This window comes from Okeania sp. (genome assembly GCF_035285525.1).
Taxonomy (GTDB): domain Bacteria; phylum Cyanobacteriota; class Cyanobacteriia; order Cyanobacteriales; family Microcoleaceae; genus Trichodesmium.
The window spans coordinates 1-15,677 of record NZ_JAYKGW010000109.1 but is presented as its reverse complement, the minus strand read 5'-3'; the positions used below and the strand labels follow the sequence as shown (position 1 = coordinate 15,677).

The 15,677-nt window shown below is 32.1% G+C and carries 8 protein-coding genes; 3 read left to right on the top strand and 5 right to left on the bottom strand.

What is annotated here, in order from left to right; genetic code table 11:
- Positions 1-27 precede the first annotated feature (27 nt).
- A complete protein-coding gene (locus tag VKJ25_RS10305) occupies positions 28-741 on the bottom strand; it encodes an NnrU family protein (RefSeq protein WP_324236545.1) in 714 nt (237 codons plus the stop codon).
- A 530-nt stretch (positions 742-1,271) separates the two neighbouring features.
- Between VKJ25_RS10305 and VKJ25_RS10300 the strand changes: the two genes are divergently transcribed.
- Complete coding sequence (locus VKJ25_RS10300) at positions 1,272-2,276, top strand: LysR family transcriptional regulator (RefSeq protein ID WP_324236544.1); 1,005 nt, start codon at positions 1,272-1,274, stop codon at positions 2,274-2,276.
- Between the two features lie 1,422 nt (positions 2,277-3,698).
- Here the strand turns inward: VKJ25_RS10300 and VKJ25_RS24860 are convergent.
- Positions 3,699-3,794: an ACP phosphodiesterase gene (locus VKJ25_RS24860; RefSeq protein ID WP_483143739.1), complete on the bottom strand. Its 96-nt coding sequence runs from the start codon at positions 3,792-3,794 to the stop codon at positions 3,699-3,701.
- 208 nt (positions 3,795-4,002) lie between these two features.
- Between VKJ25_RS24860 and VKJ25_RS10295 the strand changes: the two genes are divergently transcribed.
- Both VKJ25_RS10295 and VKJ25_RS10290 read left to right on the top strand, forming a co-directional pair.
- Positions 4,003-5,361: a hypothetical protein gene (locus VKJ25_RS10295; protein ID WP_324236543.1), complete on the top strand. Its 1,359-nt coding sequence runs from the start codon at positions 4,003-4,005 to the stop codon at positions 5,359-5,361.
- Between the two features lie 243 nt (positions 5,362-5,604).
- A complete protein-coding gene (locus tag VKJ25_RS10290; RefSeq protein ID WP_324236542.1) occupies positions 5,605-5,871 on the top strand; it encodes a hypothetical protein in 267 nt (88 codons plus the stop codon).
- On the opposite strand, the gene VKJ25_RS10285 is transcribed toward VKJ25_RS10290, so the two are convergent.
- From VKJ25_RS10285 to VKJ25_RS10275, 3 genes are all read right to left on the bottom strand, one after another.
- Complete coding sequence (locus VKJ25_RS10285; RefSeq protein ID WP_324236541.1) at positions 5,856-7,685, bottom strand: putative bifunctional diguanylate cyclase/phosphodiesterase; 1,830 nt, start codon at positions 7,683-7,685, stop codon at positions 5,856-5,858. The two genes, VKJ25_RS10290 and VKJ25_RS10285, sit on opposite strands and share 16 nt — an antisense overlap.
- Before the next feature lie 1,231 nt (positions 7,686-8,916).
- A complete protein-coding gene (locus tag VKJ25_RS10280; RefSeq protein WP_324236540.1) occupies positions 8,917-12,324 on the bottom strand; it encodes a PAS domain-containing protein in 3,408 nt (1,135 codons plus the stop codon).
- A gap of 994 nt (positions 12,325-13,318) precedes the next feature.
- The gene (locus VKJ25_RS10275; protein WP_324236539.1) at positions 13,319-15,148 is read right to left on the bottom strand and encodes a caspase family protein; all 1,830 of its coding nucleotides are present in this window, start codon (positions 15,146-15,148) and stop codon (positions 13,319-13,321) included.
- Positions 15,149-15,677: the final 529 nt, after the last annotated feature.

The window sequence follows — 15,677 nt, the reverse complement described above, 5'->3', positions numbered from 1 at the left end:
TTAAATTTTTTATATCCTGGGATCATGCTACCAATATATGTTCCCAGTTGCATGGATTAATAAAGAATGAGCTTGCCAGAACAAGAATACAAAAACTCCTACCCCAAGGTAAGCCCATCGGAGAAACTCATGGAACTGTAAGGTTTGACGTCCTTGGATAATGGCCAGAAATGGAATAATGGATGTTCGAGATTTTAATTTTTCATAAGATTCACCAAAACGCTTCTCTAGTCGGCGATCTCCATGCCAAACACCAAACAAATGGTGGATAACAAGGCCAATTGAGGTAACTAAAGTAAAGCTTGTCCCTAACCAAAGGGTGTGGGCAATACACCATATTACTTGGCCTACCATTTGGGGATGACGAGTAATACGAATAATTCCTGTCTCATGGAGATGGACTTCAGGCTTTTGAATGGCCGCAATTTCTAAGAGATTGAATGTAGAGGGGTATAGGAAAAGAAAGGAAATGGCTGATAGTATCCAGACTATAGGTTTGACAATTGGGACACCTTGGAACTGCCATAACTGTAAGCCATCATAACGATGGTTGAAAAAGTAAATAATTAGAACTACTGCTAGTGGTAGACTAACTAGGGCAAATAGAATGCGGTAGGGTCTGGGACCAATTTTAGTTTCCGCCCAGGGTCGGAGGGCAGCTAAACCACTATGAGTGATCGCAAAACTCAGGAGTAACCCCAAGATGATTAAATGGCTAGGGGTGAATAAATCATTAGACATGGCCACTACGGAAATTGATAATAAAAGTTAACTTTTGGAGGAATCGTACAGCAGTATTCTAAAGGGATATAAACTGTGGTCGAGGAATCTGGGAATCTCATTTTCTCCTAAGACTTAACAATTAGCTCTATGCTTTCTCTAAGTCTAAGCCTTATCGCAACCGATAGTAAAATGTCTAAACTGAAATTTTGGGTAACTTTCCAACTCCCTCTTCCTTTGTAGGGAAGAGGGAGAAGTTTTCCTGGTTATATCAAATCCGCTGGCTTTGGAGAATATAATTCTACTATCAGAAAAGAGCGAAAAGTCTGAGTCTGTAGAGGGTACGGTTCCCGATAAATTGGAGAACAAACTCCTACAGGGCTTAAATTATAAGGATACTACCGGATTTGATATGACTTGCTGCTTAGGCAAATTTTCCAGCTAGATACGCTCTTGAAGTTCTCTCAATAAAAACTTGGCTTAATACAGAAACAGACTATAAACTAAAAGTTTCTATTGTATACTCCCTAAATTTTTTTCTTTTAACAATTATGTCTGAGCTTCCTTTCACTTTAGATCAATTACGCATTCTCAAAGCGATCGCTGCTGAAGGTAGCTTTAAAAGAGCTGCCGATAGTCTATTTGTTTCTCAACCAGCAGTTAGTTTACAGGTACAAAATTTAGAACGACAATTAAATGTGCCTTTATTTGACCGGGGAGGTCGCCGGGCACAATTAACTGAAGCTGGTCATTTGCTACTTACTTACGGTGAGAAGATATTATCTCTTTGTCAAGAAACTTGCCGGGCAATTGAAGATTTACAAAACCTTCAGGGAGGAACTTTAATTGTTGGTGCTTCCCAAACTACTGGCACTTATTTATTACCCCGGATGATCGGGATGTTTAGACAAAAATATCCTGATGTAGCTGTACAATTGCATGTTCATTCTACTCGTCGTACTGCTTGGAGTGTGGCTAATGGCCAAATAGATTTATCTATTGTTGGGGGTGAAGTCCCTCCGGAGTTACAGGAGTCTTTGGAAATTGTGCCCTATGCTGAGGATGAACTGGCCTTAATTTTGCCTGTTTCTCATTATCTGGCCGAAAAGGAGACTATTCAAAAAGAGGACTTGTATCACTTAAATTTTATTACTTTGGACTCTCAATCTACTATTCGCAAAGTAATTGATCAAGTTTTATCTGAAAGTGGGATTGATACTCGTCGTCTAAAAGTAGAGATGGAACTAAATTCAATTGAGGCAATTAAAAATGCTGTTCAGTCTGGTTTAGGAGTCGCTTTTGTCTCTGTTTCTGCTATTGAAAAAGAATTACAAATAGGGGTTTTGACTATAGTTAAGATAGAGCAGATAGTTGTTAATAGAATATTATCAGTCATTTATAATCCTAATCGTTACCGCTCTAAAGCAGCAGAAGCTTTTAGTAAAGAAATTTTACCTTTGTTTTCTAGTTTAAATTTTAATCCTGATCAGATTAAACCTTTATCTAAAGAAATACCCCCTATAGAAGTAGTAACAAATAACGGAGATGAAACCTGAATAACAGAAGAAAGGGTTGAAAATGGTTGAAAACTTTATTATTACTTATACAAACTTTTTAAATAATTCATAAATTATGGAAATAATATAAAAAAATATGACTCAATTTAAGGGTGATTTTTGATTAACTCGTTAACAGCAGTAGCCCAATTATTTTATCTTTGCAAACCTTGAGATAAACACACAAAATTTAAGTTAATTCCTGATATATTTGTGTAGGAAATAAGCCAATTTTAAAATATGATTTTAGCTAATATTTTTTTTTATTTTTTAGGTAGTATTTCCTGATTATATTCCAACATAATATAGAATCCGGGTAATTAGTTATCGTAATTTGCAGTTCAGCCTTCGTTTGCTGTAATAACCTGGAAGGTTTTGTTACAAAATTGAATATTTAAGTAGCTATAGAGCTATAAGCGTAAACTGTATAACCGGATTATATATAATACATATTTTTTTGACAAATACATCTAATCTTTTTATGGCTAAATAAATTCCAGTTATTTGCCACAAAATGGTCATATAAAACATTAATAATTAGGGTTTGCTGAAAAAGTATTTTTGTCCTTGGGAGGGAGTAGGGAGTAGTAGGGACTATGCAACGTCCCTACCTACAGAGTCAAGAGAAATCAGGAGTTATAGAGGATGTATCGGAAAAATTATCCCTTGATTTTTAGGTGCCTCTATCTTGTCTTGCGCAAAATCCTAGATTTTTGAACCTGAATTACTTAAAAGCTGGTAAGTTATTAGCACTGGCAAAGGCTGAAATCTTGACCAGGAAATATTTTTATATTTAATCAGCAAGCCCTAATTAGGGTTTGCTAAAAAAGTCTGTTAGTGGTGATAGGGAACAGGGAATAGTTTAGGCGATCTGCTACGGCCAAATTTTCTGATAGTCAGGGTCAAAATTTTATCATTTTGAGACAAAAATAGCTAAAAATTAGGTACTTTATTATTATGCCGAAAAAAGTCTGAAACCTTATTTTTACTTCTCAAATATATTGAATGAGTATCGCTCAAACAATCAACTTGACCGAAAAATAAGGTCTCAATCTTCCCCTTTAATAAATAGCTGATTTATAAACTAAATATTAAGGGGGCGGAGTCACTGGCTATACTTAAATTTCAGGATTTTTGGCAAGTAAATTATTAATTGCTAAAAGCTAGGTAATATAGGACTTTGGGCGAAGTGTACAAATTAACTCTAAAGGGAATGAAAAAAACTTCTTCAATATTTCAAGTCTCTGACAACAGCTACGAGGTACTGATAACTGTTTCGCTTCTTGGCTGTCGCTGACATAAGACTCTACGCGACATGGAAAGCGGAGCATTCTCTACATGAAAACGGACAACTTCTCCGCAGGAGGCTAACTGTTAGCGTTAGCGAAGTTCCTCTGCAAGAGGCAGCTTTTCCCCAGGAGACTAACTAAAATGACCTTTCACAAAGTCACTTCGTAAATTTCCTATTTGTGATTCGGAAGTATTTTTTGCTAAAAGTAAATGAGCTAAATAGTTCATAATTTATAGATAGTCCTTATTTTTTTATCCTAATAAAATATTAAATTCCCTTAGATAATTTGTAAAAAAATCAGGATTTAATAGAAATTTGTTGGAGATAATCATTGACGATAGGGAGTAATAACATATAAAATATATCGACATCCTGATGATTAACTTCCCTTAGATTTTTCTTAATCTCCCTCATAAGTTAAGTGGGTTTTGTAAAATGATAAACACTGTAAAATCTAACTTCCCAAAGCTAAATTCTGAATCTACCCTTGGAGAATTGCCATTAATTGACTTTCAAGTAAGTCCAACAATTTCAGTAGAATTAGTTTCATCTCAGTTTTATGAACAACCTGACTTGCCTGGAGTTATAGTTGTCTCTAATCAAAATTTTCTTGGTATGATTTCTCGACGTCACTTTTATGAACAGATGAGTTCTCCCTACGGGAGAGAATTATTTACTAAACGACCAATTCAATATTTTTTCAAAGCAACTAAATGTTATGAAAACTGTTTAATATTATCTGCCAAAGAAAAAATTAACTTAGCTCTACAAAAAGCACTCAGTCGTTCCGAGGAAAATATCTATGAACCAATAGTGGTTCAATTTATCAACAAAGAAAAATCTAATTTTTCTATATATTTTCTGCTGAATTTTCAAACCTTAATTATTGCTCAGTCTCATATACTTTATGAAGTAAATTATCAGTTACATAATTATCAAAAAAATGCTAAAGATTATTTTTTACAACTAACAAATAAACAGCAGAAACTCCAACAACACACACAAGCCTTACAAATTCAGAAACAAGAAATTTTAGCTAGAAATAATCTCTTGGAAAAACAGCAAAATGAACTAATTACTCAATCAGAACAAATTAATAATCTTAACCAAAGAATAAAAGAAATTACTGGTTTAATATCTCAAGAGGGAAGAAAGGCATTTAATGCCACATTTACAGGAGTACAAACCATCAATAAAAACATTGATGAAATTGTTAATATTGGTCAGTTATTTTCAAGTGAGCTAAAGCTCATTAACTCTACATCAAATAAAATTGAAACAGTTAGTAAACAAGCCAAACATTTAGCAATGCAAGCTGCTATAATTGCAGGACATTCAAGTTCACAACTTGGTGGTTTTAGTCATATAACTAATGAAATAGGAAAGTTAGTTAGCGAAACATCAGAAGCTGGTCGTCAAATGAATCAAGTAGCTAAGAACTTGATAACGAAAATTGCTGAACTAAAAAAGTTGACTGAAACTGCTAAACAGACTTCTAAGTCTCTCGTAGAAAATAATCAGCGCTCTGAGAAAATATTGGATGAGTTGGAAGTATTAATTCATCAACTAAGTTTGGAAAAAACTTCAGTTAATTTATCTTCGCCTATACATCATGTTAATGGTAAAGCTACTACACTTTCTTCACAACATCCAAATTCAGACGAAAATTTAGAGCAAAAAGATACAAATGTTTCTGAATTTCCCAAATTCAACAATAACAAAGAGAAAGAAAAATTATTACAACAAATTCAATCTATTTTAGATTCCAGAAATATTAAGACTAATACTGACTGAGATGTCATTTCAGTTATCAGTTATCAATGAGTCTTCGACTAAAGTGGGAGGCTTGAAATACTCAGTTAAACATTCATTTTTTCATCCGTTTAAAAGGGGAGGTACATACCCTAATTTTTTGGTAAAGGAAGAGGGAAGAGGGAAGAGGGAAGAGGGAAGAGGGAAGAGAGTAGAAGGAAAAATATTACATCAGGAAGATATCTCTTCAATTTTATAACTAGAATACAATATTTAATCAGAAAAATGCAAATAATTGTTGCTCCAAATCACTTTCTTTATAAAGATAAAAAAGTATACAATCTAGAACTTCAAGGTGTAGGTAATCAAGCAACGGCATCTTTATACTGCAAAAATAATGAAACAATTAGTCGAGCTGTTTCTATGGATAAAACTCAGTTAGAAGGACTTTGTAAAATTAAAGAAGCGATAAGTTTGCGACAAGAAGCAGTCATAGATATTGCACCCATCTTAGAAGCACACAATTGGCAAGTAATTCAAGTGTTTGCTTGATTTATCCAATTATTAATCATTTGAGGACAATTAGCTAAAGACTCTGCTAAAGATGCAAATTCTACCAAAGGTAATGGACGATTAAATACATAACCTTGAAGTTCATCACATTGATTTTGCACTAAAAAAGATAATTCTTCTTCAGTTTCTACTCCTTCAGCAATGACTCGCATATTTAATTTATGAGCCATGGAAATAATTGCTGATGTTATCACTTGGTTCGTAGAATTGAGATTAATTTTTCTAATAAAGTTCTGGTTAATTTTGATAGAATCAATAGGAAATTTTTCCAAATAACTTAAGGAAGAATAACCTGTACCAAAATCATCTATAGCAACTTGAATACCTAAAGTTTTTAAACCATGTAAACTTCTCATAACTATTGTGGGATTTGCAGTAATCAATACACTTTCATTAATATCTAACTCAACATAATTAGGAGCAAGACCACTATTCAAAAGAACTTTAACTAATTTCTGACGTAAATCTAATTTATTTAATTGGCGAGTAGATATATTAACTCCTACTCTTATTTTTCCTAACCCAATATCTTGTAAAGCTTTAATATCTTCACAAGCACTTTTCAAAACAAATTCACCTATTGCTTCAATTAATCCTGTTTCTTCTGCTAATGGTAAAAATTGCCCAGGTAATATTACAGAACCATCAGCAGTTTGCCAGCGGATTAGAGCTTCAGCACCAACAATTTGACCTGTTTTTAAATCAATTATCGGTTGATAGTAAATTTTAAATTGTTTATTTGCCAAAGCTGAGTATAAATCATTCTCTAATTTTAATGTATTAGTATTTTGATGTTTACCTATTTCTTTTTTGTAAAAATTATATAGGTTATTCCCTTTTGTTCGAGCATATTCCATCACATTCTTGGCTTTTAAAATTAATTCTCCAATCTCCTGGCCATCAATAGGATAGAGAGCAATTCCAGCATTAGCACTAATCAAAAACTTTTGTTCTTTTAAGAGATAAGGTTGAGTGAATTGCTGTAAAATTTTTTGAATAATAAATTTAGTTTCAATCTTATTAGTAAATGGCTCCAATATAATAACTAACTCATCTGTATCTAAGCGAGCAATCATACTGTTTTTGCTAATCAATTTATTAATATTTTGCAGTATGGCTCTAATCAACAAATCACCCCATTCGTATCCCAAATCATTAATGCGTTTGAAGCGATTAATGCCTAAACAAATCACAGAAATAATTGGTGTAAAATCTTTTTCTGACTGAGGATATTCTTCTTGAAAAATATCAATTTTATTAATAATTTTAGCAAATTTGTCTGATAGGATAATTCGATTTGTTAGAGGATTTATATCTTGTTGATTTGTTAACTTATTAAGCTGATTTTTTACTTCTTCAATTTCCTTGATATAGGACGATTCTACTGCTTGTTCACCTTTATGTTTTTGCAGAGCAATCTCGATTGTAGTTTTTAAAGCTTGAGGCTTAAATGGCTTTACTAAATAACCATAAGGTTCAGTTAATTTTGCTCTTCCTAATGTATCATCATCTGCGTAAGCAGTCATATAAATAACAGGTATTTTTAATTGAGAACGAATATGTCCAGCAGCTTCAATACCATCTAAATTTCCTTGAAGCATAATATCCATTAGCACTAAATTAGGATGGTTGTTTGTTGCAGATTCAATTGCTTCTTCACCAGAGTCTACAATTTCAATTACTTCATATCCCAGTTTTTTAAGGTTTCTAGAGATATTTTCTGCCGCAATTAATTCGTCTTCAACAACTAAAATTTTCGCCGGATTTTTAGCAGTATTTTGATTGATTTTCATGAAAATTTACCTGTATAATACCTTCATTAATGAATAATGGATAATGAATAATGAATAATGGATAATGGATAATTACCTCTCCCTAAAAGTGAGAGGATTGGTGCTTCAGGAAAAGATTTATTTTTCTTGGTCGATTAGATATGGTTAGGGAACCCATCTATCTCACTTTACTGGACTGTTTCATCTAAAATGGTACATTAGGGAGTAGGGGAGTAGGGGAGTGAGGGGAGAAAGATTATTGCCCTTGTTTTGTCCCTCAACCCAACCTACAGCTATTGAACCATTTAAGGTGAAACAATGTACTACGGGAAGCTCCGCTTTTCATGTCGCGTAGCGTTATCGTATAGGGACTGCTACGCAAATATGTCGGATCAAGCGCCGAAAACGACCGCTTTTTCCCCTATCCAAGGGGAGGTTTCAAGGTGCGAATTATTTAATTATTTAATTATTTAATTATTTAATTATTTAATTATTAATTATTTCGGTAAGCATTCAGCTATTAATTTTTGAGAAAGTAAAAGCCACACTTGAAATTGAGAAAGAATAAAAGGATTCACCCCTCAGCTATAGCCATAAGAAATGATTTGTGAGAAAAAACTGTAGGGGTTTGGTCTCTCAATCTCTTTCCGCTTAGGTTTGTAGACTAAACCCCTATGATAAAATCTTATACTATTTTGATAAATGTTTGTTACAAATGGTAGAAGCAGGAAAGAAGGAATCAGAAAGAAACTTTTAACAAAAAAGAAATAATTAGTTTCTAAGGATAATTAAAAGTTTTAAATAAAATTGGTCTTTAACTAAATTTAGAATTTCTTGATTCTATACAAAAGCTGAATGCGAGGGCATTCTTTAGGAAATGCTTATAGTATTTATTATTTTAAGACTTATCTATGCCTTTTCCATTTTAACATTACTTTTGATAAATTCTATAATCAGGATTGTTATATTGATACAATTAAGCAATCCTAAATTAGGTTGTGACAAATCAAAAAGCAAAAAACTAAAATTCTCATCTGTTTCCTGTTCCCTCTCTAAACTAGGAAATTTGTTTTGCATAATCCAAAGATGACTAAATAATTTACCTTCCTGTTCCCTCTCTAAACTAGAAAATTTATTTTGTATAATCTAAGGATTAAAATCCTTAGCTAATAGCTGAAGTAATCTAAAGGTAACTAAATAATTTACCTTCCTGTTCCCTCCCTCAAATAGCAAATTTATTTTCCACAACTATTTAAAATCTGGGCTTGTATTTAAGAGGAAAAAATATTAAATTAAATACTGTACCCTGAGTACCATCAAACTCTATTTCAGCTTTTAATTGTTTAGACAGAATCCTGACTAACTTCAAACCCAAAGAAGGACTATTTTGCCAATCAAAATCTGGTGGTATCCCAATACCATTATCTCTAATTGTGAGATGAATTTTTTCCTCTTCATCTTGATATAATTCAATAACAACTTCCCCATTTTCACTATTAGGAAAAGCATATTTTAAAGAATTAGTTACCAATTCATTAATTATTAAACCACAAGGAATTGCTGTTTCTAAATTCATAGTTATAGATTCTACATTAATTATAGGATTAATTATACTTTCTCTATTAATGTAGGAACATAATAAATTGTCCATCAAATTATGAATATATTCCCTAAAATTAACTTGCCCTAAATCTTTTGACTGATAAAGTTGTTCATGGATCAAAGCCATAGTTTGAATCCGATTTTGACTATCAGCAAATAATTCCATTATTCTCTCATCTTCAATATAATCTGATTGCAAATCTAATAAATTAGAAATAATGTGTAGATTATTCTTAACTCGGTGATGAATTTCTTTCAGCAAAACCTCTTTTTCCTGAAGAGAAATTTGTAATTGTGTTTCTGCTTTTTTGCGATCGCTAATATCAATACAACTCCCAATATAACCAGCAAAAATATTATTGAGATTAAACCTCGGAACTCCAGTATCAAAAATCCAACGATATTCACCATCTGCTCTTCGCAAACGATATTCAATATTAAACGGTTGATGGGTCTGAAAATTTACTTGATAGGTTTCCAGGTAATACTCCACATCTTCAGGGTGAATACCCTGTTGCCAACCATTCCCTATTTCTTCCTCTAAACTACGCCCAGTAAAATTTAGCCAAGTTTGATTAAAATAACTAAAAAGGCAATCTCTTCCCGACATCCAAATTAATACAGGAGCGCTATCTGCCATCATCCGAAAACGTTGTTCGCTTTCTCGTAGCGCTAACTCTGCTTCCTGATATTCTAAAGCACTGACAAAAATCTTACCAATAATTGTTAACAGATTAATTGTAGAATTTGTCCAGTTTGGTAATTGACGAATGCCATCGAACCGCACAAAACCAATTAATTGAGTTCCTGAAACCATCGGAATACATAACAAAGATTGAATTGACTGCGCTAACAATCTTTGTTTTTCAGTGCTTGCTTCGAGAGGTAAATTCGAGACTAGAGGTATATACACCACTTCAAACTTATATAGTTTCTCCATTAACCAAGGTAAATCATCTATAGAAAAATTTTGTAAACTATCAGTTTCAGTTTCTATTCCAGTAGCAAAACACTGATAAGTATTACTAACTTGAGTGCGATCGCTACTTACTAAAAACAAATAACTACGATCTGCACCTATTAACTCACTAAGTTGTTTTAATGCTACTTGTAGAGTGCTATCAACTTGGTTAGGATGAAGATTAATAAAGCTAGCAGAAATAGTAGAAACCAGTTTTTCCAATTTTAGTTGTTGCTGAAGAGTTACTTCTGCTGCTTTGCGATCACTAATATCTGTATGAGTGCAAATCATTCTAATTGGTTTACCCGTTTCATCCCTAGCTACTACCCTACCATAAGTTGCTATCCATTTCCATTCACCAGACTTAGTTCGTAATCGATAGTCGAAAGCAAAAATAAATGAACTATCTTCCAAATGTAAATTCAAAGCATCCATCACCCAATCTTTATCTTCCGGATGGATTAGCATTTCCCAACTATCAAAATTTCTAGGCAAATCATTTTCATCATAACCTAACATTTCTAACCATCGCACACTGTAATAACATTTACCCGTAATAATATTCCAATCCCATAATCCATTACCTGAAGTTTCTAATGCAAGTTCGAGTTGTTGTTGAATTAATCGTAGTTTTTGATCTACAAGTCTATCCTTACTAATATCTTGTGCTATGCGAGCTATTCTATCAACTTCCCCTGCTTGATTTTTAATCGGAAAACTACGTTCTAAAATCCAACGTATTTCCCCATCAGGTAGTACAATGCGATATTCTTTTTCCTCTTCTTTTTCCCAAAAATTTGCTAATTTTTGTGCCACTTGCGGGCGATCTTCTGGATAAATAATATTGAGAAAAGAGCTTGGTGATGCATATAACTCATCGCAGCTATAACCCCAAATTTTTTCATAGCTAGGAGAAATATAAATAATTTGATGATTGCGAATATCTTCTATCCAAAGAACATTATTTATATTTTCTGCTAATTGATAAAATCTTTCTTGATTTTCTCGTAATGCTATTTGTATTTGTTTATGTTCTGTAATATCTAAAACTATGCCAAAAATTTTAATTACCTTGCCTTCTTTATCAACAATCGGTTTCCCACTAATTAATATATGTTTTACTTTCCCACCAGAGCATAATATTCTTTGCTCAATTTTGAAATTTTGACCATAGTGAATTGTTAAATCAATCGCTTTTTTGATGGCTGGCAAATCATCAGGATGAATTAACTGATAATAATCTTCCATAGTGAAAAATTTTGATTGGAAAGGCCAACAAAAAATAAAAGATAATTGTTCTGAACACTTAAACTCACCTGTAATTAAATCATTTTGCCAAGTTCCGACACCAGCAAATTTTTCAGCTTCTATTAATTGTCTTTGATTAATAAAAAGCTGTTCCATAGATTCCTGTTCATCTGTAATATCTCGTACAACTGCACAGATTAAATTTTCTGTTAAACAAGGAACAATATTCCAAGTAAACCATTTATAAGAACCATCTTTTGTGCAATAACGATTCTGGAAATTCAAACTTGTAGCACCCTCAGAAATCTTTTCTATTTCTGCAACAGTAATATTTCGGTCTTCTGGATGTACAAACTCAAGATAAGGTACTGCTAATAGTTCTTGAATACTGTAACCTAAAATTCTTGACCAACTTGAATTAAGCTGTTTAAAATAACCATCAGTACCCATAATTGCCAATAAATCAACAGAAACATGAAAAAAGCGATCGCTTTCTCGGAAGTTATTTTCATCTTTCTGTATCTGCTTAAAAGATGCTGCTAAATCTTCTATTTTAGTAAGATTACTTTTTTGAATTTCTCTTAATAATTTGTATATGGCTTTAGTCATCCAGCTAGATATTAGCAAAGCTAAGTAAGTAACTATAGTTATTCCTAATAAACATAACAAGATAGTAAATGTATCTAGATTATGAATAACATGATGACTAAAATTATTATTTAATTGAAATTGAGTAGCTAATTGTTGAACTAAGCTTCCTTCATTTTGTACTAATATCCAACCAACAAATCCAACTGTAATATATATGGGAGTAATCAAATATATGAACAAAATAAATTGTAATGACAATCGAAAATTTTCATAGAAAATAATATTATATAAAATCAAATAATTGCTCAGTTTTTTTAGCAACCTCTTTACTGGTAAAACTAGCATCATTTTTACCTAAATTATTCTTAAATTAGGATTTGCAAAATACAAACAAATAGAGGGCTTTCCATTGTTATGAGGTACACTCCGAAGCGGGCAAAATGCCCCCACTAAAATTTTGTCACCATTTACCTTGTACATCATTTGCTCGAAATCTCCTGTATTTGTACGTATCTTGGCTGTAATAGCTAAAACACACTTCATTAATGGATAATTGATAATTACCTCTCCCGAAAAGCTATACTTTATAAACATTTTTCTGAATACAAAACTTAGAGAAAAAATAGAAGTTATGGGCTTACCATTCAATAGGGTATTCCGGGAGAGTAAACATATTTAATCAGCTTCTAAAACATATCTATAATTTCCGGCCATACATTATATGGGTTGACAACTCAGATATATGATTGAAAAGTAGAAGTTAAAATAGCGCTTATTTCATTCATTTTTATTGCGCTTGAGCTGACTACTGCTAATTCCTAATAGTTGTTTGCGCAGCATTCTGCAGGAAATCCTTACCAACACATTAAAATTAAACCTGATCTCAAACTATTAAAAGGGTTGATATTTTTTTGACCAAACTCCAAGTACCCAATATCCCTATCAAAAATAATTACTGCTACATATTATATATCCTAGTAGAAGTTTTATAAACATCTTTTTTTCTTGTTTTTTAGTCTATTTTTAGATTCAGTAATTTTGCAAGTATTAATTAATCCACCAACTAAATTGAGTATTTTCTTAAATACAGGCATATTAGCTTTCAACGATAAATTTTAAACCTTTATAATTTAGGGTTTAATTATTAATTAGAGAACTCCAATAATAAAAAAATAAATCAATTATTATACAGAAATAATCTATATCTTTTTCCCTAATCCCTACTCCCTACTCCCTATTTTCTAATTCTTCATTATTTCCTATTTTTCCAATCTGCCACTGCTTTTTGAGCAGACTCATAAGAAGGTGTTCCATAAGGAACTAACTCACCAGCCAAAATAGCCTCATTCAAATTTTTATTCTTAGCTCTGACTTTTGCAATATTAAAAATTGTATTACTCCATTGAGCAATTAATTGTTGAGCTTCTTCATACTTAGGTTCACCAGACTTAATTTTACGAACTTCATTAATTGCCTTAATATAAGAAGAAGCTTGTCCAGGTTTAATCTGTTCCTTTGCAGCTTTCAATAAAGCTTCATTAAACTCCTCATTATCTTTTGTTTGTTTAGCTATTAATGGTTGCCATTTTGCCATTGCTAACTTTGCTTCTTGATAAATTGGTCTGACATTTTGAGGTACTAATTTAGCTGCATTAATAGCACCATCATAATCACCTTTTGCAGCTCGTCCAATAGCTATATCAAGAATAGTAAAACTCCAACGTTCTATTTGACTTTGTGCTTCCGGGTAGAGTGGATCGCTTTCAGGAATTTCAGAAGCCTTAATAATTGCTTGACTAAAACTAGAAGCTGAAACTGAATAAAGTGAATTTCCAGCTTCAGATAATATTAATTGATTATCTGAGAGCTGGTTTTCTTCTTGTTTTTCCTGATTTATTTTTAAATTAGAAGTATTTGCTGTAGATTGACCTTCAACAGAATTTACTACAAATGATCGAGACAAAGTTGGTTCTAATAAATTATCTTCTTCAGTTTTCGTAGTAGGTAAATCACCATCACCCACTAATTGTTCACTGAAAAATATAGACTTATTAGTAAAAAAGACACCTAATAGTAGCAATAAAGAAGTAAAACTACTGCCTAAAATCAACTTTTGTAAAAATGATTTATCCGCCTCAATATTTTTATCAACACTTTTCAACATTTCTACTGTTTGGAAATTATTTTGACTATTTTTAGGAGATGTAACCATATTATTATTTGTATTTCCATTTACCATATTTTTTTTCCTAAGTTTTGTTTTTATATTTGAAACTTGTTTTGTTGTTTGATAATTAACTAAAGGTTCAACAATTACACCTACTTTTTCTGTGACAGAATTATCAAGTTGAACTCTTTGAGGCAAAATTATTTGATTAATTTTATCAGTAGGATTGACCATAATCAAATGATTTTGCTTTGGTCGTAAATATTCAGTACATAATTCTGGTAAGCGACTACTCAAAAAATCATCAAGATTTTTTAGTGTTATACATTTTTCAGAATTTAATCCTTCTAAAATAGCTGCTGTAAAAAATCCTAACCGCAGTCTAGAAGTTTCATCCGAAATTTGGTTAGCATGACATGATAGTAACAAAGGTATTTCTAAATCTTTAGCTATTTCTAATGCTTGAACACCAAATTTATTATCCACATCAGCTAAACTGCTATGCTTAATATCTAGCATAACCAAAACCTCTCCTACAGGAGACTTAATCAAATTTTCCAGGAGCTTTCTTATTGATATTCCCGTAGCTTCAGGGTCTATCAAATTACCATCAACAGGTATTAAGTAATCTTGATTTTGAAACCTAACACCATAACCACTAAAAAAATACCAAAGACAATCCTCAACTTGCAATTCGTTTTGACAAAACTTTTCAGTAATATTTAGTATACTCTCTTTATTAGGTTGACACTCCCCGCTAATATTGTCACTTAATAAAAAGCATCGTTCTGGCGCAAAATTTCTTTCATTCACCACAAGGTTATGTAGTGCCTCTGCATCTTGTTGAGCATAACTGAGAGGTTCCAGAAACTCGTATTGATTTATACCAATAGCAATAGAAGCATAATTCTTCATTAGTCTAAAGATTCCAATACTTAATAAATTGCCTATATGTATAGTAGCATTCTTAGGCCATTTTCGCTTAGTCCATTTATTGGGGATGTGAAGAAGGACCTTCTGGACTCATATCAAAAATCTTGGACATCTTACTGAAAATTAGGCCATAAAATCTTATAACTACCACTAATATGTGTGAAATTTATGTATTGATAATTGCAAATAACTAAATTAGTATAATTTTTTTGACTATTGAAGCTTTATATTCCGCAAATTAGGTGTAAATATTTGCACATACAGTCAGTCTAACTTTATATCTAAAAGAATAAAAATGGCATTTTTCACTAAAATTTCTAGTCAAAATAAAATTTTTTTGTGAAATTTCAAAGTCCTACAACCCTTTGCTAGCAAAAGATATAACTAATTCACTACAACTAAAAAAAATAATTTTCCGGAAAACTTTGAAAAAAGGGGTTGACATTCCAAGAAGGAGTTGCTAGATTAGTAAATGTGCCGGTGAGGGAGACGAAACAAACCTCGAATCTCA

Bases quoted from the DNA above. Each gene is read 5' to 3' on its own strand.
- VKJ25_RS10295 (WP_324236543.1), top strand. From the start codon at position 4,003: ATGATAAACACTGTAAAATCTAACTTCCCAAAGCTAAATTCTGAATCT.
- VKJ25_RS10300 (WP_324236544.1), top strand. From the start codon at position 1,272: ATGTCTGAGCTTCCTTTCACTTTAGATCAATTACGCATTCTCAAAGCG.
- VKJ25_RS10305 (WP_324236545.1), bottom strand. From the start codon at position 741: ATGTCTAATGATTTATTCACCCCTAGCCATTTAATCATCTTGGGGTTA.
- VKJ25_RS24860 (WP_483143739.1), bottom strand. From the start codon at position 3,794: ATGAACTATTTAGCTCATTTACTTTTAGCAAAAAATACTTCCGAATCA.
- VKJ25_RS10275 (WP_324236539.1), bottom strand. From the start codon at position 15,148: ATGAAGAATTATGCTTCTATTGCTATTGGTATAAATCAATACGAGTTT.
- VKJ25_RS10285 (WP_324236541.1), bottom strand. From the start codon at position 7,685: ATGAAAATCAATCAAAATACTGCTAAAAATCCGGCGAAAATTTTAGTT.
- VKJ25_RS10290 (WP_324236542.1), top strand. From the start codon at position 5,605: ATGCAAATAATTGTTGCTCCAAATCACTTTCTTTATAAAGATAAAAAA.